Genomic DNA, 20,471 nt, shown 5'->3' on the forward strand with positions numbered 1-20,471 from the left:
AGATGAGCGAATACTCCCTTTTCACCTCCGAGTCCGTGTCTGAAGGGCATCCGGACAAAATCGCCGACCAGATTTCTGACGCGGTGCTGGACGCCATCATTGCTGAAGACAAGTTCGCCCGTGTGGCGTGCGAGACTCTGGTGAAAACCGGTGTAGCGATCATCGCTGGCGAAGTGACTACCACCGCCTGGGTTGACCTGGAGCAGATCGTTCGTGACGTGATCACCGACATCGGCTACACCAGCTCCGACGTTGGTTTCGACGGCGCGACCTGCGGCGTGATGAACATCATCGGCAAGCAATCCCCGGACATCAACCAGGGTGTCGACCGTGCCAAGCCTGAAGATCAAGGTGCCGGCGACCAGGGCCTGATGTTCGGCTATGCCAGCAACGAAACCGACGTGCTGATGCCGGCACCGATCACCTTCTCGCACCAGCTGGTGCAGCGTCAGGCCGAAGCGCGTAAATCCGGCTTGCTGCCGTGGCTGCGTCCGGACGCCAAGTCCCAGGTGACCTGCCGCTACGAAGGCGGCAAAGTTGTCGGTATCGACGCTGTCGTACTGTCGACCCAGCACAACCCGGACGTGTCCTACGCCGACCTGCGCGAAGGCGTGATGGAGCTGATCGTCAAACACGTGCTGCCGGCCGAGCTGCTGAGCAAAGACACCCAGTTCCACATCAACCCGACTGGCCAGTTCATCATCGGCGGCCCGGTGGGCGACTGTGGCCTGACCGGTCGCAAGATCATCGTCGACAGCTACGGCGGCATGGCCCGTCACGGCGGTGGCGCGTTCTCCGGTAAAGATCCATCCAAGGTTGACCGTTCGGCGGCCTACGCCGGTCGTTACGTGGCCAAGAACATCGTCGCTGCCGGCCTGGCCGAGCGTTGCGAGATCCAGGTTTCCTACGCGATTGGTGTGGCCCAGCCTACATCGATCTCGCTGAATACCTTCGGCACCGGCAAGATCAGCGATGACAAGATCGTAAAACTGGTGCGCGAGATCTTCGACCTGCGCCCTTACGCGATCACCACCATGCTCGACCTGCTGCACCCGATGTACCAGGAAACCGCAGCCTACGGCCACTTCGGTCGTACCCCTGCGCAGAAGACGGTCGGCGACGACACCTTCACCACCTTCACCTGGGAAAAAACCGACCGCGCCAACGACCTGCGGACTGCCGCCGGCCTGTAATCGCTCTCGGTACACAAAAGCCCTGCCGGGTTCATTCGGCGGGGCTTTTTATTGCCGCCTGAATGGCGCGACGACCTTCACAGTTTTTGGATCCAAAGCTTGCAGGCCCAATGATGGCCCCTTAGAATCCGCGCCCTCTCGGGCCCTTCACCTTATTTGGATATTGCCCTGCGCCAGCCCGGGATTCATCAGCGCGCAGGCAATCGAACATTGAGGTTTTTCATGCGCATTTCCACGCTCGCCCCTGCCGCCCTGCTGCTCAGCCTGTTCGCCTTGCCGGTTAACGCCGCGGACCTGAGCGCACTGAGCGGCGCCCTGAGCGCCCAACTGGGTGGCGGCAACTCCGGCGACTGCCAGAAACAAGCCGCAGATCTGCAAACCAAGATCGATGCTGCCGAAGCCCAGAAGGACACCTTGAAAGTAAAGGCCTTCAAAGCCGCCCAGGACCAGATCAACAAAGGTTGTGACAAACTTTCTGAAGCCCAGGCCAAAGCCGACGCCAAGCAGCAAACACAGGAGGCCAAGGCCGATAAGCCCGACGCCGTGAAAGCCCTGGGCGGCCTGTTCAAGTTGTCCCGTCCTGAATAAGGTTTACACCTTCTGACCTATCTTCAGGAGGAGTCAATGGATTCGGGCAAAAGGCGGAGCCAGCGTGACTACACGCTAGCCTTTAAATTATCGGTCGTAGACCAGGTCGAAAAGGGCGAGTTGAGTTATAAAGAGGCTCAACGGCGCTACGGCATTCAGGGCCGGTCCACAGTACTGGTCTGGCTACGCAAGCACGGCCGGCAGGACTGGAGCCAAGGCGCCTCAATTCGAGAGCTGAGGAGCAGGTCCATGACCGAGCCAACCCTCCCGCTGACCCCCGAGCAGCGGATCAAAGAGCTCGAAGAACAGCTGGCGCTAAGCAATCAGAAAGCGCAATTCTTCGAAGCCGTCGTGAATGTTCTGAAGAATGACTACGGTGTTTCCGTCGTAAAAAAGCGACCCGGCAAGTCCTCTCGCAAGGGCAAATCCAAGGCCTGAGCATCACGAGGGCTTGCCTGTTTATGAGCATTTCGCGCCAAGCGTATTACCAACGCAATCGGGTTTTCGACGAGAGGGCTCGTCAAGATCAAGAGGTCATGGACTTTGTTCTTGAAAAGCGCCGCCGTCAGCCACGGATAGGCACGCGCAAGCTGCATTACCTGATGAGCGTTGAAGTTGGTGCATCAGTGCGGGTCGGCAGAGACCGTCTGTTTAGCATCCTGCGCAACGCCCGAGAACTGGTTGTACGCAAACGGGCATACCACAAAACGACGGACAGCCATCACCGTTTTCGCCGACACCCTAACCTGCTCAAAGCAGGTGATGAGCAGATCGTGGCCAATAGGCCAGAGCAGGTCTGGGTTGCAGACATAACCTACCTGCCGACACAGGAAAGCGTGGCTTATGTGAGCCTGGTGACAGACGCCTACTCGCGCAAGATCGTAGGCCATCATGTGCATGAGAGCTTGCATACCGAGTCGGTAATCAAGGCGATGGAAAAGGCAGTTGGTGAGCGCCGAAGCACGCTGCCACTGATCCATCACTCAGACCGTGGAGCCCAATACTGCTCTGAGCTCTATCAGCGCTTGCACGCTAGTCATGGTGTCAGGTGCTCAATGACCGACGGCTATGACTGCTACCAGAATGCTCTGGCGGAGAGGATAAACGGCATTTTGAAGACCGAGTTCCTGCTGTATCGCCCTAAAAATCTGGCGGACGCAATGAAAATGGTGGATGAGTCGGTGCTGATATACAACGGGGAACGGCCACACCTTTCCCTGAAATACAAAACGCCCGATGCGGTGCATCGGGCGTTTTGAGACTGAAACAGGTGTAAACCTATTTCAGGACTAGACAAGTAAATAGAAACACCCCGTAAAAAGCCCCGCAGCGTCGGGGCTTTTTTGTGGCCGAGAGGATCATTTAGGCTGGGCACCCTTTCCGGGCAAGGATGCTCACGATGCCTTTACTGATAGCGTTTGTACTCAGCCTTTTACCTCTCAGCGGGTGGGCCGAAGAGTGCCCAGACGCCGCCCGGGCACAGGTCAACACCCTGGCCGAACAGATACGCCTCTGGGACGACAGCTACCATCGCCTCAACCAATCCCCCGTGAGCGATGAACTCTATGACCAGGCACGCCAGCGCCTGGCCCACTGGCGCCAATGCTTCCCCGAATCCACCACGAAACCCGACAAGCCACTGGCGAGTTCACGCGGCACCCTGCCTCATCCCATTGCCCATACGGGCCTTGAGAAACTGCAGGATGAACAGGCCGTCGGCGCCTGGCTGCAAACACGCGAAGATGTCTGGATTCAGCCCAAGGTGGATGGCGTGGCGGTGACCCTGATCTATCAACAAGGTCGCCTGCGACAAGTCATCAGCCGGGGCGACGGCCTCATGGGCCACGACTGGTCCGCCTCCGCACGCAAGATCCCTGGCATCGTCCAACAGTTGCCGGAACCCATCGACCTGGTGCTGCAAGGTGAACTCTATTGGCGGCTCGACGACCATGTGCAATCGGCAAACGGCGGGCTTAATGCCCGCAGCAAAGTGGCCGGCCTAATGAACCGCCTGCAACTGAGCGACACCGATGCCAGCGGCATTGGCCTGTTCGTTTGGGCGTGGCCAAAGGGGCCAGCTTCCTTTACCGAGCGCCTGGCCACACTGGCACGCTGGGGTTTCACCGACAGTCGTCGCTTCAGCCAACCTATCCGCGACATCGCCGAAGCCACGCACTGGCGTGCCTATTGGTACAACCACCCACTGCCATTCGCCAGCGACGGGGTGGTGGTGCACCAAGCTCAGCGCGCGCCCGCCGAACGCTGGCAAGCCAGCGAGCCCTATTGGGCCGCCGCCTGGAAGTATCCGGCAGGCAAGGCCCTGGCACTGGTGCGCAACGTGCAATTCAAGATCGGCCGCACCGGACGCATAACCCCCATGCTGGAGCTGGAACCGGTGCGACTGGATGACCGACAGATCAGCCGAGTGAGCGCCGGCTCATTGAAACGTTGGCAAGCGCTGGATATCCGCCCTGGCGACCAGATATCCATCAGCCTGGCGGGCCAGGTGATCCCGCGGCTGGACGAAGTCATCCTGCGAAACACCCACAGGGCAGACCTGAAAGTGCCTGACCCACGGGACTTCCATGCCTTGAGCTGCTGGCAACTGGACCCCGGCTGCGAAGAGCAGTTACTCGCACGCCTCACCTGGCTGAGCAGCAATCAAGGCCTTGCGCTACCCCATATAGGTCGCGAAACCTGGAACGTATTGATCCAGGCCGGTCTAATCGCAGGCTTTCTCGATTGGTTAACCCTGGATGCGGCAGAGCTTGCTAACATTGAGGGCTTCGGTGACCGCAGCCGCGCACGTGTGCTCGAAAGTCTCCACAGCGCGCGGCAACGGTCCTTTGCCCAATGGCTCAAAGCCTTGGGCGTACCGCCCGCGGCACGCAACAACCTGGAAGGCGACTGGCAGACGCTGGTCGCGAGAGACACCCAGGCCTGGCTGGCCATCGATGGCATCGGCCCGGGTCGCGCGGCGCAATTGAGTGCTTTTTTCCGCGACCCGCAAGTACAGGCCTTGGCAGACACATTACGCGTGGCCGGCATCGACGGGTTCTGAACCCAAGCCGACCACCAGATTGCGACCTTGGAGCCCCACATGAAATTTCTAGCCCCCGTTGCCCTGACCGTTGCAACTTTCATGGCCACACCGTTGCTGGCCGACGAACAAGCACCACAGCTCACCGGCTGCGCCGCCAAGCGCCAAGCCATCAGCACCCAGATCGAGCAGGCTAAGGCCGCCGGCAACAGTGCGCAACAAGCTGGTCTGGAAAAAGCCCTGAGTGAAGTCACCGCCAACTGCACCGACGCGTCCTTGAAGAAGGAGCGGGAAAACAAGGTGCTCGATGCCAAGCATGAAGTCAGCCGCCGTCAGGCCGACCTCGACAAGGCCATGAAAAAAGGCGATGCGGACAAGATCAACAAACGCAAAGACAAACTCGCCGAGTCCCGCAAAGAACTGCAGGACGCGGTGGAAGAACTCGACCAGTAAAACCGGTCAGTGGTCCCGGAACTGTTTATGGCAGGCGCTGCAGGCATCTTCGACTTTCTGCACCGCCGGCCCCAGGTTGCTGGCCTTGTAAGGCTGGACCTGGCTGATGGTCACCAACTCACCGGTGGCCGCTTCAAGGTTGCGGGCCAGTTGCTGGAATTGCGCCTGCTTCTGCCAGACATCGTCCTTGGCGCTGGTGTGATCTTCCTCGCGCACGCTCGGGAAATGCTTCCACGGCTCATGGGACAACGCATCCAGCTTGACCGCGCCTTGGGCAAATTTAGCGCCGTCGAAGGGGATGCGCCCACGCAGCATGCCGCCCAGGTCTTCGCCGGTCTTGAGCATCTGCTTGAAGATCGCCTTGCGCTGGCCCAGCGGAGAATTGGGATCTACGCCGCCACAGGCGGACAGCGTCAGGCAGGCCAGCAATACAACGGTCAGTCTTTTAAAAGTCATGGTGGCTTCGAGGTCACGGGAAACGGCGGCCAGTATCCTCGCCCCGCCCGTAAAGACCAATAGCCCTATTAATAATAAGGGTTGCCCAATAGCGCTGCGGCGTGGGCAATCGCTTCAGGAACTGTTTGTATGAATGTCACGTTGAAACCCTGGGGCCGCCGCCTGGCGTGGGCTCTGCCGATGATCGCGCTGCTGGCCGGCTGCGACGCGGGCAAAGAAACAGCCAAAGATGAAACACCCAAGCCCCACGCCGTCGCCACTTATGTCAATGCGCCGTGGGAAGCGTTACCGGCGGTGTCCGACAGCGACTTGCTGGCCGGATTTGAATCATGGCGCAGCGCCTGCCAACGCCTCAAGGCGGACCCGATCTGGGGTGCGACGTGCGCAGCCGCTGCGACCGTGCCCGCCAATGCTACGGCGGTGCGGGGCTTCCTCAAGGAGCGCCTGGATGTGTTCGGCCTGCGCTCTGCCGGCAACACACCCAACGGCTTGATCACCGGCTATTACGAACCGGTATACCCCGGCAGCCTGACCAAAACCGCCAAAGCCAACGTGCCGGTATACGGCGTGCCGGACGACCTGATCATCGTCAACCTGGAAAGCATCTACCCCGAACTCAAGGGCAAGCGCCTGCGCGGTCGCCTGGAAGGTCGTGTGCTCAAGCCTTACGACGATGCCAGCGCCATCAACGGCCAGGGCTCCACGGCCAAACCGATTGCCTGGCTGACGGACCCGATGGACCTGCAGTTCCTGCAAATCCAGGGCTCGGGCCGCATCCAACTGGCCGGTGGGCGCCAACTGCGCGTCGGTTATGGCGACCAGAACGGCTATCCCTACCGCCCGATCGGCCGCTGGCTGGTGGAACAAGGCGAATTGAAGAAAGAAGCCGTGACCATGGGCGCCATCAGCGCCTGGGCCAAAGCGCACCCGCAACGCATTCCGGAACTGCTGGCGAGCAATCCCAGCTATGTGTTTTTCAGCGCACGCCCCGACAGCAACGAAGGCCCTCGCGGCTCCCTGAACGTGCCATTGACCGCTGGCTACAGCGTGGCCGTGGATCGCAAGGTGATTCCGTTAGGCAGTCTGTTGTGGCTGTCGACCACCAAGCCGGACGGTTCGCCAATCGCACGGCCCGTCGCTGCACAGGACACTGGCGGCGCAATCACGGGTGAAGTGCGCGCGGATCTGTTCTGGGGCACCGGCGATGCGGCGGGTGAACTGGCGGGGAATATGAAGCAGCAGGGGCAGATCTGGATGTTGTGGCCCAAGGGTGCAGCGTTGCCACAGGTCCCGGATGCACCTGCGGGGAGCTAAAGACGCTCTGCCCAACTCAATGTAGTGGGGCTGTGGTGAGCGGGCTCACCACACAAGCCCACTCCCCCAGGGACCCTTATCAACCGTCAGATCGAGACAAAGAAGAAGCTCGCAATCAACGCCATCCCCACGAACCACACAAGCGAACGCAACATCGCCCAATCCGCCAGGTAGCAGATGATGTACAGCAGGCGGCTGGTGATAAACAGCACAGCCAGCACATTGATGGTCACCAATTCGGCCGTACCCGCCAGGTGCGCGATGATCACTGCCGCCGCGAAGGCCGGGGTGACTTCAAAACTGTTGAGCTGGGCACTGTGGGCACGCTTGGCAAACCCTTCAAGGGTGTCCAGGAAAGCGCGAGGGTCGTGGTTCTGCCGTGGGCCGAACTTGCCGCCGCTGAACTTGGCCACACCTGTGCACAGGTAAGGTAGAAAAATTGCGATCAACACACACCAGAAAGCGACCGTCATCACACATTCCTTTTGTAGTTTTAAACAGCGATTAGAGTTTTAGCACTAAAAATACCAAACCGCACTCACCCGCTATGAGCCCTGGCTGGCCCAAAGGTTCTATGGCGTTTTATCCAATGCCTTGCAACATCGTGCCACTGGCGCGGTCCATCCACCCAACCCTGCACTGCCACCCAACCTCCAAGGACCCCGGATGCTTGAACTTGTCGCCGCCTTTATTTGCCTCACCACCCTGCTCACCTATGTGAATTTCCGTTTTATCGGCCTGCCGCCCACCATCGGTGTGATGGTCACGGCCCTGGTGTTTTCGCTGATCCTGCAAGGCTTGAGCGTTCTCGGCTACCCAGGCCTGGAAGAGCGTATCCAGCAATTGATCGGCCAGATCGACTTCGGCGATTTGCTGATGAACTGGATGCTGTCGTTCCTGCTGTTCGCCGGTGCCTTGCACGTGAACCTGAACGACCTGCGCAGCTACCGCTGGCCCATCGGCCTGCTGGCGACCTTCGGGGTATTGATCGCGACCGTGGTGATCGGCAGCCTGGCGTATTACATCTTCGCCCTGTTTGGCTGGCACGTGAGCTTCCTTTACTGCCTGCTGTTCGGTGCGCTGATCTCGCCGACCGACCCGATTGCGGTGCTGGGTGTATTGCGTACGGCCAATGCCTCGAAACCGCTGAAAACCACTATCGTCGGCGAATCACTGTTCAACGACGGTACCGCTGTCGTGGTCTTTACCGTGCTGCTGGGCATCGCACAGCTGGGCGAAACCCCGACCGTCGGCGCCACCGCCCTGCTGTTCGCCCATGAAGCCATCGGAGGAGTGGTATTCGGCGGTCTGATTGGCTACTTGGTCTACCTGATGATCAAGAGCATCGAGCAGCACCAGATCGAAGTGATGCTGACCCTCGCCCTGGTAATCGGCGGCTCGGCGATGGCCACCGAGCTGCACGTCTCGGCACCGATTGCGATGGTGGTCGCCGGTCTGATCATCGGCAACCTGGGCCGCAAGTTGGCGATGAACGACATGACCCGCCGCTACCTGGACGGTTTCTGGGAGTTGCTCGACGACATGCTCAATGCCCTGCTGTTCGCCCTGATCGGCATGGAGCTGCTGCTCTTGCCGTTCAACTGGTTGCACGTATTCGCCGCCAGCCTGCTGGCCGTGGCAATTCTGCTGTCGCGCTTGCTGACGGTGGCCCCGGCGATCCTGTTGCTGCGGCGCTGGCGCACGGTGCCACGCGGCACCATCCGCATCCTCACCTGGGGCGGTTTGCGTGGCGGTGTATCGGTAGCGTTGGCACTGGCACTGCCACTGGGCCCGGAGCGTGACCTGCTGCTGAGCATCACCTACATCGTGGTGCTGTCTTCAATCCTGTTGCAGGGGTTGAGCATCGGCAAACTGGTCAAGCGCGTGACCCGGGATGAGCCACAGGCCGCACCTGATACTCACTGATCCTTATCGATCCGCTGCGGATGCCTGGGGTCCGCAGCTTTCTTACCCGGCAAGCTGCTTTCGCTGCGAATCTGCGCGTGGCTGATCAGCGCAAAGATAAAGCTGCCGCCAATGATATTGCCCGCCAGCGTCGGCCCGGCGAACACCAGCCAGAAGTCCTTCCACGCCAGTTCGCCGGCAAACACCAGGTATGACACCTCCGCCGAGCCCACCACGATATGGGTAAAGTCCCCCAGCGCCATCAGGTAAGTGATCAAGATGATGATGAACATCTTGGCGCTTTCCATCGACGGGATCATCCACACCATGGTCGCGATCATCCAGCCGGAGATGATGCCTTTGGCAAACATCTGGCTGGCGTCGTTTTCCATGATCTTGCGCCCGATTTCGAGGAAGGCCTGGTCAGTCCGGGTATCGAAGATCGGCAGGTGCAGCATCACGTAAGCCACCAATAGGGTGCCGCACAGGTTGCCGACCAGCACCACTGTCCATAATCGCAACAGTCGCCCGGCGTTGCCCAGGGTGGGATTGCTCATCACCGGCAGCACGGCCGTCAGGGTGTTTTCGGTGAACAACTGCTGACGCGCGAGAATCACCGCCAGGAAGCCCGCACAGTACCCGAAGCTGGCGATCACCTTGAAGGCTTCGCCATCCGGCAGGCGTGAGTTGAGCAACCCCATCGCCATCAGCGACAGTCCCATGGTCAACCCGGCCGCCAACGCCGACCACCACAAGGCGGCGACGCTGCGCTCCAACTCCTGGTCGCCCTGGGTGCGGATGATTTCATGCAGTACCGCCGCGCGGGGTGGCTGGTTTTTGTCGACGTCCTGCTGCTCTTCCTGCGACAGGTTGGGGGTTTTGCCTGATTCGTCGGTGGCCATGATCATCCGGAGTCCAAGGGGTGCCTGTAGCTACGACACGCCGCCGCGATGGCTGTTCAGTGGCCAGGCAACTAAACCTTTAGCTTCCAGGCCTTGGCCATCTCCACGGTGGTGGAGCTGGAGGCCTTGTCCCAAGGCTTGTTACGTGCCTTGTAACCGTCCACGAGGGTGTCGAGTACCCGGTTGAATTCGGTGGCCGTGGTGGACCATGCCAGGTCCTGGGCCGCACGGTGCAACAGTTCAACGTTGGACTCGGGCTGGCCGGGTCGGAACAGCGACGGGTAGATCACCTCACGCGTGAAGTTTTCAGCTTTCGTCGCAATATCACGCACGCTCATCTCAGCAACAGCACGGCCAATGACCTTGGACATCGGCGATGCACCGCCTGCGATCTGCTTGGCCGCCGCTTGCAACAACTGCTGAAAGTTGGGCTGACTGGCGACATTGAGGCGCCGTCCCAACCAATCGATGTGCTCAGGCCGCTCGGCCAAGGCGTCGAGGTTACGCAGGGCCGATAAGATTCTCGGCGTGAACACCAGCGCGCCCTGTGCCTGGTTAGCCTCGGCAATCGCGACATCCAGGACTTGCAACGCCTGTTTTGCGCTTTCCCGAAACATCAGTACATCCGAGGCGGCGGGGTCTTTTTGCAGCGTCGGTTGCACGCTGGCGAGCATCGAATCGTCCATGGCCAACACGGCGTCATCCAGCGATTGGAAAGCGTGGTGCTCAAGTGCAGTGGTACGACGCTCCAAATGCGCGTCTACCGCCTCGCGAGCCTTCGCTTGCAGGTGCTGCTTCTGCTCATCCTGTATCGTGAAGTTGACCGTGCCCGTGAGCAGGCCTCGAAAATCGCCTTTTTCAGTCTTGAGGGGCAATGTCACGATCTGCTCGGCGAACGCTTCGAGCTTTTTGTCCTGGAAGGCCCCCGCAGCCGAATGCGGAACGCCGGTGATGCGATCTGCCAAGTGGCTCAGAAAACTGCCACTGCGCGCTCGCTCACCAGAGGCATCTGACTCGAACTTGACGATCAACGCCTCGGCCTTGGCCAGTGGGCTCTCGGGAAACGCCCGATCCACCACACCTGGCGCCGGAGTATTGAGCAGCAGGCCACCATCCTTGAACACGGTGCTTTCAGCTGACGCCTGAAAGCCATGACCTTGTTCCACGGGACTCTTGAACACCAGCGGCAACGCGCCGGAAATATGCGCCGCCCTGGCGATGTCCATCTGCGGCGTCAGGCTCGCATTGAACACCACCAGCTGTGGACGGTCGGCAAACATGCCAGTGCCGGTGATGTTGAGTTGCTTGATCGCAGGTATATCCCGACTCAGCACCTCAAGATCGCCAAACGTAGGGGCGCCGCCGGCACTCAACCTGTCAGCAATGCGCATGATTTGCGCCGACCGGGTTTCCCGAGGGGTTTGCGCGATATGACCCAGAATCGACTGGCGCGACTCATTGCGAATCAGTTCTTCAAGGGGAAGTGCCTCGGTCTGCAGGCGTGGCAGCAAGGTCATCAACAATAGAGAGGTACTGCCGACAGCGCCGGGCAAGCGCCCAACCAGCTTGCCCAGTGTCGTACTGGCATCCTGCATCCAGGCCGTCACGGCGTCTTTGCTATTGAGCAAGCTGGGCAAATCGATACCATCCGACAACTTGTCGAACGCTTCAGCCCCCATACCACTGGCAATCAGTGCCGCCGAAATGGCGCCGGCAGATGAGCCGGAAATCGATTGGATACCTTGCAGCTTCTGGGCGTCCTCAAGTGCCCGTACCACCCCCGAGAAAGCAATGCCCTTGGCGCCTCCCCCACTGAGTATCAGGCTGGTGACAGGGGGGGCCGATAAAAACACGTCCACCCGTCCCTGCTGATCACGCATGAGTGTCACATTGCGCGCGCCCACCCCCTCCACCAGCGGCGTCTCCAACGCTTGTTGGGTCGGGGCATACGCCTCTTCAGTCACTGAGGGTTGAATCTTGGTGATCGAGTTAAACACTTTCATCCATGGGCTCTCTCTACAGGGTGTGGTCCTGAGTGATGAGAGCGCCTGGGAAAGATCCGTGCGGAATGATTTGGTAAAGCAAATCACAGCGCAGCAGGCTTATTCAGGAAGGCTATCGTCCTTGAACTGATCCTTCACGTACCGGATCTCGGTGCGGCCGTGGGGCGCTGGCAAACCGTCTTCACCCAGGTTGACGAAGACCATTTTCTCTACCGTAAGGATGCTTTTGCGCGTGATCTTGTTGCGCACCTCACAGGTCAAGGTGATGGAGGTGCGACCAAATTCGGTAGCGGTAATGCCCAGCTCAATGATGTCGCCCTGGCGCGAAGCGCTGACGAAGTTGATTTCGGAGATGTACTTGGTCACCACACGCTGGTTGCCCAGTTGGACGATGGCGTAGATCGCCGCCTCTTCGTCGATCCAGCGCAGCAGGCTGCCGCCGAACAGGGTGCCGTTGGGGTTGAGGTCTTCGGGTTTTACCCATTTGCGGGTGTGGAAGTTCATGGTCACTCCAAAGCGTCTTGCCGAATGATGGGCAACATCATGGCAGAGCCTGGGCTCAAGCTCTATGCGCCATTGCCTATCAACCCCATCAGCGATCTTCATATGGCCGACGGAAAGGCTTGGGAAGTCTGGCGCACACGGCTATAATCGGCGCCGTTTCAAAACGGTCATCTCTAGTTGATACCGTTCTCCCGCCACCTGTCCGAGGGGCGCTGCAGCAGGTTCAACCTGTCAGGCTCGGATGGGGCGTTGTCCGGCCTGGTTAGCCAGCTGGATACTAAACGCACAACGGCGCCCATTCGCACACTACGAATGGAGGCTCTTCATGAGCGCTGTCAACACGCCTGCAGATTTCAACGACTACAAAGTCGCCGACATGTCCCTCGCTGCCTGGGGCCGTCGCGAAACCTTTATCGCCGAATCCGAAATGCCTGCCCTGATGGGCCTGCGCCGCAAGTACGCCGCTGAGCAGCCGCTCAAAGGCGCGAAGATCCTCGGCTGCATCCACATGACCATCCAGACTGCCGTGCTGATCGAAACCCTGGTTGCCCTGGGTGCCGAAGTGCGTTGGTCGTCCTGCAACATCTTCTCGACCCAAGACCAGGCCGCTGCCGCTATCGCCGCTGCCGGTATCGCGGTATTCGCCTGGAAAGGCGAGACCGAAGAAGAGTACGAGTGGTGCCTGGAGCAAACCATCCTCAAGGATGGCACGCCTTGGGATGCCAACATGATCCTCGACGACGGCGGCGACCTGACCGAGCTGCTGCACAAGAAGTACCCGCAGATCCTGGACCGCGTCCACGGTGTGACCGAAGAAACCACCACCGGCGTGCACCGCCTGCTGGACATGCTGGCCAAGGGCGAGCTGAAAATCCCGGCCATCAACGTCAACGACTCGGTGACCAAGAGCAAGAACGACAACAAGTACGGCTGCCGTCACAGCCTGAACGATGCCATCAAGCGCGGCACCGACCACCTGCTGTCGGGCAAGCAAGCCCTGGTGATCGGCTACGGTGACGTGGGCAAGGGTTCGTCCCAGTCCCTGCGTCAGGAAGGCATGATCGTAAAAGTCTCCGAAGTTGACCCGATCTGCGCCATGCAAGCCTGCATGGACGGTTTCGAAGTGGTTTCGCCGTTCATCAACGGCCAGAACGACGGCACCGAAGGCAGCATCGACAAGGCCCTGCTGGGCAAGATCGACCTGATCGTGACCACCACCGGCAACGTGAATGTTTGCGACGCGAACATGCTCAAGGCCCTGAAGAAGCGCGCTGTTGTCTGCAACATCGGCCACTTCGACAACGAAATCGACACCGCTTTCATGCGCAAGAACTGGGCATGGGAAGAAGTGAAGCCACAGGTACACAAGGTTCACCGTACCGGTGCAGGCGATTTCGACCCGCAGAACGACGACTACCTGATCCTGCTGGCTGAAGGCCGCCTGGTTAACCTGGGCAACGCCACTGGCCACCCAAGCCGCATCATGGATGGCTCGTTCGCCAACCAGGTACTGGCGCAGATCTTCCTGTTCGACCAGAAATACGCCGACCTGTCGCCTGCCCAGAAAGCCGAGCGCCTGACCGTGGAAGTATTGCCGAAGAAACTCGACGAAGAAGTGGCCCTGGAAATGGTCCGCGGCTTTGGCGGCGTAGTGACTCAACTGACCAAGACCCAGGCCGACTACATCGGCGTGACCGTCGAAGGTCCGTTCAAGCCGCACGCTTACCGCTACTAAGTAACCCGCTCTCTCCTTGTCGGAGCGGGCTTGTGTGGGAGCGGGCTTGCTCGCGAAGGCGGAGTATCAGTTGATAATTATGTCGACTGACACGCCCCTTTCGCGAGCAAGCCCGCTCCCACATCGACGGTGAACACTTTCCGGTTTTTTGAGTTTCCAAGGATACGACCATGTCCCAAGACCGTCGCTACAGCTTCGAGTTCTTCCCGACGAAGACCGATGCTGGGCATGAAAAACTGATGGCGACTGCTACGCAGCTGGCCAGCTACAACCCCGACTTCTTTTCCTGCACCTACGGCGCCGGCGGCTCGACCCGTGACCGCACGATCAACACCGTGTTGCAGCTGGAAAGCCAAGTCAAAGTTCCCGCCGCTCCGCACTTGTCGTGCGTGGGCGACAGCAAAGCCGACCTGCGCAGCCTGCTGACCCAATACAAGGCCGCCGGCATCAAGCGCATCGTCGCCCTGCGTGGCGACCTGCCGTCCGGCATGGGCATGGCCAGCGGTGAGCTGCGCCACGCAAACGACCTGGTGAGCTTCATCCGTGAAGAAACCGGCGATCACTTCCACATCGAAGTGGCGGCTTATCCGGAGATGCACCCCCAGGCACACAGTTTCGAAGACGATCTGCAGAACTTCGTGCGCAAGGCCAACGCCGGCGCCGACAGCGCGATCACCCAGTACTTCTTCAACGCCGACAGCTACTTCTACTTCGTCGAGCGTGTACGGGCCATGGGTGTGAATATCCCCATCGTGCCGGGCATCATGCCAATCACCAACTACAGCAAGCTGGCGCGCTTCTCCGACGCCTGCGGTGCCGAGATCCCACGCTGGGTGCGCAAGCAATTGGAAGCCTATGGTGACGACGTCAAGAGCATCCAGGCGTTCGGCGAACAGGTCATCACCACAATGTGTGAAGATTTGTTGCAAGGTGGTGCGCCAGGCCTGCATTTCTATACCCTTAACCAGGCTGAGCCGAGCCTTGCCATCTGGAACAACCTCAAGCTGCCGCGCTGAGGTCGTTCCAGCAATAACCAGGCCCTCGTTTATACGGGGGCTTTTTTTGTTCACACACTCCCGGAATGGAAGCCAGCAGTAAATGAATACAGCGTCCCCGACTCCTCGCCCACAGCTGGTTTACCTGGTATTTGGCGCCGAGACCTACCATCAGGAAGCGGTATTCAGCATCGCCAGCGCACTCGCGCATCTGGGCGGTACTCAGAACATGCCGTTGGACATCCAGGTGTTCAGCGATAACCCAACGCCCTACGCGGGGTTGCCGGTGCAGGTCCACACACTGGACGACGCCACGCGCCAACGCTGGAGCGAGCCCCACGGCTACCATTTCCGCACCAAACATGTGCTGTTGCGCCAAGTCCTCGAAACCTCGGAACGCGCGCTGCTGATCGACACGGACACGTTTTTCCACGAATCGCCCATGGCGCTGTTCGAGCGCGTCGCGCCCGGCACCTTGTTGTGCAACGCGTTCCACGCAAAATACGGTGATAACTGCGAAAGCGTGCTGTATGAAGCCCTGGCCAACTACCTGGCCGACAAGGGCGTGGCCGACGACGATATGTGGCTACTCAACTCCGGCGTCATGGGCCTGGCCCGGCAAGACGCACACCTGCTGGATCACTCGATCGAGTTGATGGACGAATTGTTTCCGATGGCCCATGGCGCGTACACCCTGGAAGAGTTCTGCTTGTCGGTGGCCGCGTACCGTCAAGTCAACGTCCGCCAGTGTCCCGACCTGATCCACCACTATTGGAGCCGCAAGCAGCTGTTCCGCGCCAAGGTCAAGGCGTGGATCACCAAGCACGCCGCCGCCCCCATCAGCGCCGAGGCGTTGGCCGACACACGCAAAGTCTCCGCCCACCTGCCGCGCCCACCGCGCCTGCAGCGCCAGATGTACAAGCTGATCACCCTGGCATTGCCCAAGCGCAAGCAGCAGTTCATCCGAGAGATTCTCTACGGCTGCTACGAACACGAAAACGAATTCGACCAGGCCTGTGGCCCGGTTTGGTGGGACAAAGCCCGGCAGAACCAGGAAGAACGCCAGAAATGCCCGGTGGATGCGCACCAATTGGAACACTGGTTCGCCAACCCCTTGGTACGCCTGATTCTCGGCGAGCGGCGCGCAGCCATCCATGAACACCTGATGAGCTCAGAGGCCAAATAGCATCGCCCGCAGATGCGTGCGCCAGAGCTTCTCTTTAAGGCAGGAGCGTCGTAACCTCAGGGCATGCCCATCATTCTGAAGCTTGTGACCGCTGCCCTTTTTACTTGCCTGAGCCTGGCCGCTTACGGCGAGAAACTGCGCATTGTCACCGAGCCCTGGGCGCCCTATGTATATGAAGAACAGGGCACCATGCAGGGGCTGGACTACGAAACCACGGTGATCGTGTTCCAACGCCTGGGTGTGGATGTGCAATGGCAGTTCCTGCCCTGGAAGCGCTGCCTGGCCATGCTCGACCAGGGCCATGCCGACGGGGCGCTGGATATTTTCCACAGCCATGAGCGCGACGCCTTGCTGCTGTACCCCAGCGAACCGCTGTCAGAGGTGGAGTTCGTGCTGTTCTACGCCAATGAGCGCCCCCATCCCGTTCAAAGCCTCGAAGAGGTGCGCGGCCTGACTGTCGGTACGTCGCCGGGGTATCTGTACGGCGCGGCATTCAGCGATTCCACCCTGTTCAACCGTGAGCCCGCCCCCAGCCATGAAGCCAACTTCGGCAAATTGATGCTCGGGCGCATCGATCTGGTGATCACCGACCGCCGCGTAGGCCAGCATGTGATCAAGACGCTGGGCCTGGAAGGCAAGGTCAGCCAGGCGCCGTTGGTGGTCAGCCGCCAGCAGCAGTTCCTTGCGGTGCGTCGTGGCGCGGGCATGGACCTATTGGTACAGCGCTTTGCCGCCGAGCTCAAACGCTTCAAGCAAGAGCCGGCCTATAGCGCCTTGAGCGCCAAATATGGTGGAATCCAAGCGATTACGGGGTCTGGACGCACCGTTGAGCAGCAGGAAAGCAGCGCGCCGTGATTGCTCTGTTATACTCCGGCCTTTCCGCCAGGCTCACGCCCGGCCGCTGAGGTCTTGAAAAAGGCACCCAACCCCGCTACAGCGCAGCTTCCAGCCCGCGCGAGCCGGTGGAGTGCCCGCCAGACGCAGCAGGACCGGACGGGATAGCGCTCCCCTAAGCGTCATTCACGCCCGGCAAGATTATCCCTTTGGGCCAAGCCCTAACTAAAACAGGATTACTCATGTCCTTTGCTTCCCTCGGTCTCTCCGAGGCTTTAGTCCGCGCCATCGAGGCAGCGGGCTATACCGAGCCTACTCCGGTGCAACAGCGGGCCATTCCCGCCGTGTTGCAAGGTCGCGACCTGATGGTCGCGGCTCAGACAGGTACTGGTAAAACCGGCGGCTTCGCCCTCCCGATTCTGGAGCGGTTGTTTCCCAATGGTCACCCGGACAAATCCCAGCGTCACGGCCCGCGCCAACCGCGCGTACTGGTCCTGACCCCCACCCGCGAACTCGCCGCCCAAGTGCACGACAGCTTCAAGCTGTATGCCCGCGACTTGAAGTTCGTCAGCGCCTGCATCTTCGGCGGCGTCGGCATGAACCCACAGGTTCAGGCCATGTCCCGCGGCGTGGACGTGCTGGTCGCGTGCCCAGGTCGTTTGCTCGACCTGTGCGGCCAAGGCAGCGTCGATTTGTCCCACGTGGAAATCCTCGTGCTGGACGAAGCCGACCGCATGCTCGACATGGGCTTTGTCCATGACGTGAAAAAGGTCCTTGCCCGCCTGCCGGCCAAACGCCAGAACCTGCTGTTCTCGGCCACGTTCTCCCAGGACATCACGGCCCTGGCTGGCAAGCTGCTGCACAACCCGGAGCGCATCGAAGTCACGCCGCCGAACACCACGGTCGAGCGTATCGAGCAACGTGTGTTCCGCCTGCCTGCCAGCCACAAGCGTGCGCTGCTGGCCCACCTGATCACCGCCGGCGCGTGGGAACAGGTGCTGGTCTTCACCCGCACCAAGCATGGCGCCAACCGCCTGGCCGAGTACCTGGACAAGCACGGCCTCACCGCCGTCGCCATTCATGGCAACAAGAGCCAGAACGCGCGCACCAAGGCCCTGGCTGACTTCAAGGCCGGCACCGTACGCATCCTGGTGGCCACCGATATCGCCGCCCGTGGCCTGGATATCGACCAGTTGCCACACGTGGTCAACTTCGAGCTGCCGAACGTCGATGAAGATTACGTGCACCGTATCGGCCGTACTGGCCGTGCCGGTCGCTCGGGTGAAGCCATCTCCCTGGTGGCGCCGGACGAAGAAAAACTGCTGAAAAGCATCGAACGCATGACCAAGCAGAAAATCGCCGACGGCGACCTGATGGGCTTCGATGCCAGCACCGTGGAGGCCGAGAAGCCTGAAGCGCGCGAACGTCCGGACGTGCGCAACCCGCGCAACCCACGCGGTCCGAAGGGTGATGGCCCGAACGGCGGCGGTGGTGGCGGTGGTCGTCGCGACAAGGGCAAAGATAAAGGCAAGGAAAAATCTGCGACCAGCGGCCGTGGCGAACGCCCAGCCCGTGAGCAGAAACCCCGTGAAGGTACCCCGGCCCGCGAACAGCGCCAGCCGAGCCAACCGCCACGCGCCGCTGCCGACCGTGCGCCGGACGAATTCCTCGACGACGACGTGGATAACTTCGGTAACCGCGTCGACTACGTGCCACAGGCCAAACCGGCCCAAGGCCGTGGCCGTCGTCCAGGTGCCCCGGCACAGGGTGCAGGCGCAGGCGCTCCACGTGGCGGCCAGCCACAAGGCGGCCGTCAGAATGGCCCCCGCAACAGCAGCGGCGGCACCACGGGTACGCCACCTGCCAAGCGCAACGGCCCGCGCAACGGTGCTCCACGTGATGGCCAGGCGCGCCGCGAAGACTCGCGCAGCAACAACCGTCGCCCAGCCCGTGACGACCAGCCTCGCTCGTCCGAACCGGCCGTGCAGAACCCACGCGGTGGCCCTGCACCAAAGATCATCCACAAGGAGTCGAAAGCGGATCGCTTCCCGACACCCGAGCAGTTGGATCAGTTGCCAGGCCGTCCTCGTGGCGAAAAGCCAGCGTTGCTGACCCGCAACCGCTGAGTTTTGTAGCCCAATAAAAAATGCCCCGCATCTTTCGATGCGGGGCATTTTTTTGTGCAGGCAGAAATTACTTCTGCTTAACACCTTCCAGCGAGATGTCCAGGTCCACAGTCTGCGAGGACGGGCCTGGGCCTTTGATGCCGAAGTCGTTCAGGTTGACGGTGGTCTTGGCGTTGAAGCCGGCACGCTCGCCGCCCCACGGGTCTTTGCCCTCACCGTTGAAGGTGGCCTTGAAGGTCACCGGCTTGGTCACGCCGTGGAAGGTCAGGTCGCCGGTCACGTCAGCGGTTTTTTCGCCGGTCGATTTAACGGCGGTAGAGACGAACTTGGCGTCAGCGAACTTGGCAACGTCCAGGAAGTCTTTGCTGGCGATGTGCTTGTCACGTTCTGCGTGGTTGGACCACAGGCTGGCGGTTTTCACGTCGACCGCGATTTTGCTGGCCTCAGGCTTGGCGGCATCCCAGCTGAAGGTGCCATCCCAGTCCTTGAAAGTACCGTGGATGAAGCTGTAGCCCAGGTGGCTGATTTTCCAGTCGATGAAGGCGTGCTGGCCTTCCTTGTCGATCTTGTAGTCAGCAGCCATCACCTGACCTGCAGACAGCAGGGCAGTACCGATTGCCAGAGCGGCGAGGGTCTTTTTCAACATGCGTTCTATTCCTTGTGAGTCGAGGTTGAACATCAGGCTTTGCGGCCCAGCATACGAAGCAGGGTCACATCACGGTCAATGAAGTGGTGTTTCAACGCAGCCACGCCGTGCAAGCCGGCGAAGACCACCAACACCCAAGCGAGGTACAGATGCACCAGGCCGGCGTTATCTGCCTGGTCCGGTAGTCCGGAAACCACGGCAGGAATCTCAAACAGGCCAAACACCGGGATACCGACACCGTCTGCGGTGGAAATCAGGTAACCGGCGATCATCACGGCAAACAACCCGAGATACAGGAACCCGTGGCCGAAGGCAGCGCCGATACGGGTCATGCGGCTGTAGCTGGCCAGCGGTGGCGGCGGCGGGCTCACCAGGCGCCAGACAATACGCACCAGCATGATGGCGAACAGCGTGATGCCAATGCTCTTGTGCAGGTCCGGCGCGTCTTTACGCCAGGCGCTGTAGTAGTCGAGACCGACCATCCACAAGCCCAGGGCGAACAAGCCAAACACCACCAGGGCCACGCCCCAGTGCAAAACCATGCTGACCCAGCCATAGCGGGCCGGTGAATTACGTAACTGCATGTACTTA

19 protein-coding genes and 1 riboswitch are annotated in these 20,471 nt (G+C 60.4%); of the genes, 12 read left to right on the forward strand and 7 right to left on the reverse strand.

The annotated features are described in order from the left end of the window. The first annotated feature begins 2 nt into the window (after window positions 1–2). The 5 genes from metK to ACP7EW_RS16095 all read left to right on the forward strand — a co-directional run bounded on the left by metK (window position 3) and on the right by ACP7EW_RS16095 (window position 5,274). Window positions 3–1,193, forward strand: coding sequence for a methionine adenosyltransferase (metK, locus tag ACP7EW_RS16075; RefSeq protein WP_028618258.1), 1,191 nt, complete (start codon window positions 3–5; stop codon window positions 1,191–1,193). A 222-nt stretch (window positions 1,194–1,415) separates the two neighbouring features. After that, a complete protein-coding gene (locus tag ACP7EW_RS16080; RefSeq protein ID WP_426218298.1) occupies window positions 1,416–1,781 on the forward strand; it encodes a hypothetical protein in 366 nt (121 codons plus the stop codon). Window positions 1,782–1,817: 36 nt separating this feature from the next. Beyond that, a protein-coding gene (locus ACP7EW_RS16085; protein WP_426218300.1) for an IS3 family transposase occupies window positions 1,818–3,040 on the forward strand; the annotation gives its coding sequence in 2 pieces (ribosomal slippage) (window positions 1,818–2,169 and window positions 2,169–3,040; 1,224 coding nt in all). A 140-nt stretch (window positions 3,041–3,180) separates the two neighbouring features. Further along, window positions 3,181–4,842 carry an NAD-dependent DNA ligase LigB gene (gene ligB / locus ACP7EW_RS16090; protein ID WP_426218302.1) on the forward strand — a complete coding sequence of 554 codons (1,662 nt, stop codon included), beginning with the start codon at window positions 3,181–3,183 and terminating at the stop codon, window positions 4,840–4,842. 39 nt (window positions 4,843–4,881) lie between these two features. Further along, entirely contained in the window at window positions 4,882–5,274 is a 393-nt protein-coding gene (locus ACP7EW_RS16095; RefSeq protein ID WP_426218304.1) for a DUF1090 domain-containing protein, read from the forward strand. Window positions 5,275–5,280: 6 nt separating this feature from the next. On the opposite strand, the gene ACP7EW_RS16100 is transcribed toward ACP7EW_RS16095, so the two are convergent. Continuing rightward, entirely contained in the window at window positions 5,281–5,730 is a 450-nt protein-coding gene (locus ACP7EW_RS16100) for a c-type cytochrome (protein WP_426218306.1), read from the reverse strand. A gap of 129 nt (window positions 5,731–5,859) precedes the next feature. Between ACP7EW_RS16100 and mltA the strand changes: the two genes are divergently transcribed. After that, a complete protein-coding gene (mltA, locus tag ACP7EW_RS16105; protein WP_426218308.1) occupies window positions 5,860–7,044 on the forward strand; it encodes a murein transglycosylase A in 1,185 nt (394 codons plus the stop codon). A gap of 86 nt (window positions 7,045–7,130) precedes the next feature. On the opposite strand, the gene ACP7EW_RS16110 is transcribed toward mltA, so the two are convergent. Then, on the reverse strand, window positions 7,131–7,517 hold the full coding sequence (locus tag ACP7EW_RS16110) for an MAPEG family protein (protein WP_010207167.1): 387 nt from the start codon (window positions 7,515–7,517) through the stop codon (window positions 7,131–7,133). A 193-nt stretch (window positions 7,518–7,710) separates the two neighbouring features. Here ACP7EW_RS16110 and ACP7EW_RS16115 point away from each other — a divergent pair, with 193 nt between their 5' ends. Then, the gene (locus tag ACP7EW_RS16115) at window positions 7,711–8,970 is read left to right on the forward strand and encodes a cation:proton antiporter (RefSeq protein WP_033897106.1); all 1,260 of its coding nucleotides are present in this window, start codon (window positions 7,711–7,713) and stop codon (window positions 8,968–8,970) included. Here the strand turns inward: ACP7EW_RS16115 and ACP7EW_RS16120 are convergent. The 3 genes from ACP7EW_RS16120 to ACP7EW_RS16130 form a co-directional block, all read right to left on the reverse strand. Continuing rightward, window positions 8,964–9,851 (reverse strand): formate/nitrite transporter family protein, encoded by an 888-nt coding sequence (locus tag ACP7EW_RS16120; RefSeq protein WP_426218311.1) that lies wholly within the window; start codon window positions 9,849–9,851, stop codon window positions 8,964–8,966. The two genes, ACP7EW_RS16115 and ACP7EW_RS16120, sit on opposite strands and share 7 nt — an antisense overlap. A gap of 71 nt (window positions 9,852–9,922) precedes the next feature. Next, on the reverse strand, window positions 9,923–11,854 hold the full coding sequence (locus tag ACP7EW_RS16125) for a patatin-like phospholipase family protein (protein ID WP_426218314.1): 1,932 nt from the start codon (window positions 11,852–11,854) through the stop codon (window positions 9,923–9,925). A 99-nt stretch (window positions 11,855–11,953) separates the two neighbouring features. Beyond that, window positions 11,954–12,358: an acyl-CoA thioesterase gene (locus ACP7EW_RS16130; protein ID WP_010207175.1), complete on the reverse strand. Its 405-nt coding sequence runs from the start codon at window positions 12,356–12,358 to the stop codon at window positions 11,954–11,956. 198 nt (window positions 12,359–12,556) lie between these two features. Then, window positions 12,557–12,662: riboswitch (S-adenosyl-L-homocysteine riboswitch) on the forward strand. A gap of 21 nt (window positions 12,663–12,683) precedes the next feature. Here ACP7EW_RS16130 and ahcY point away from each other — a divergent pair. The 5 genes from ahcY to ACP7EW_RS16155 all read left to right on the forward strand — a co-directional run bounded on the left by ahcY (window position 12,684) and on the right by ACP7EW_RS16155 (window position 19,234). Next, a complete protein-coding gene (ahcY, locus tag ACP7EW_RS16135) occupies window positions 12,684–14,093 on the forward strand; it encodes an adenosylhomocysteinase (RefSeq protein ID WP_426218315.1) in 1,410 nt (469 codons plus the stop codon). 170 nt (window positions 14,094–14,263) lie between these two features. Continuing rightward, window positions 14,264–15,109, forward strand: a complete 846-nt coding sequence (gene metF / locus ACP7EW_RS16140) for a methylenetetrahydrofolate reductase [NAD(P)H] (protein ID WP_426218317.1) — start codon at window positions 14,264–14,266, stop codon at window positions 15,107–15,109. Window positions 15,110–15,191: 82 nt separating this feature from the next. Then, window positions 15,192–16,274, forward strand: coding sequence for a hypothetical protein (locus tag ACP7EW_RS16145; RefSeq protein ID WP_426218319.1), 1,083 nt, complete (start codon window positions 15,192–15,194; stop codon window positions 16,272–16,274). 63 nt (window positions 16,275–16,337) lie between these two features. Continuing rightward, complete coding sequence (locus ACP7EW_RS16150; RefSeq protein WP_426218320.1) at window positions 16,338–17,129, forward strand: substrate-binding periplasmic protein; 792 nt, start codon at window positions 16,338–16,340, stop codon at window positions 17,127–17,129. A gap of 221 nt (window positions 17,130–17,350) precedes the next feature. Beyond that, complete coding sequence (locus ACP7EW_RS16155; RefSeq protein ID WP_033897100.1) at window positions 17,351–19,234, forward strand: DEAD/DEAH box helicase; 1,884 nt, start codon at window positions 17,351–17,353, stop codon at window positions 19,232–19,234. A 67-nt stretch (window positions 19,235–19,301) separates the two neighbouring features. Here the strand turns inward: ACP7EW_RS16155 and ACP7EW_RS16160 are convergent, their stop codons facing one another. Then, complete coding sequence (locus ACP7EW_RS16160; RefSeq protein ID WP_016976077.1) at window positions 19,302–19,880, reverse strand: YceI family protein; 579 nt, start codon at window positions 19,878–19,880, stop codon at window positions 19,302–19,304. A gap of 32 nt (window positions 19,881–19,912) precedes the next feature. Next, entirely contained in the window at window positions 19,913–20,464 is a 552-nt protein-coding gene (locus ACP7EW_RS16165; protein WP_033897097.1) for a cytochrome b, read from the reverse strand. Window positions 20,465–20,471: the final 7 nt, after the last annotated feature.

Source organism: Pseudomonas sp. DWRC2-2 (assembly GCF_049897885.1).
Taxonomy (GTDB): domain Bacteria; phylum Pseudomonadota; class Gammaproteobacteria; order Pseudomonadales; family Pseudomonadaceae; genus Aquipseudomonas; species Aquipseudomonas azotoformans_A.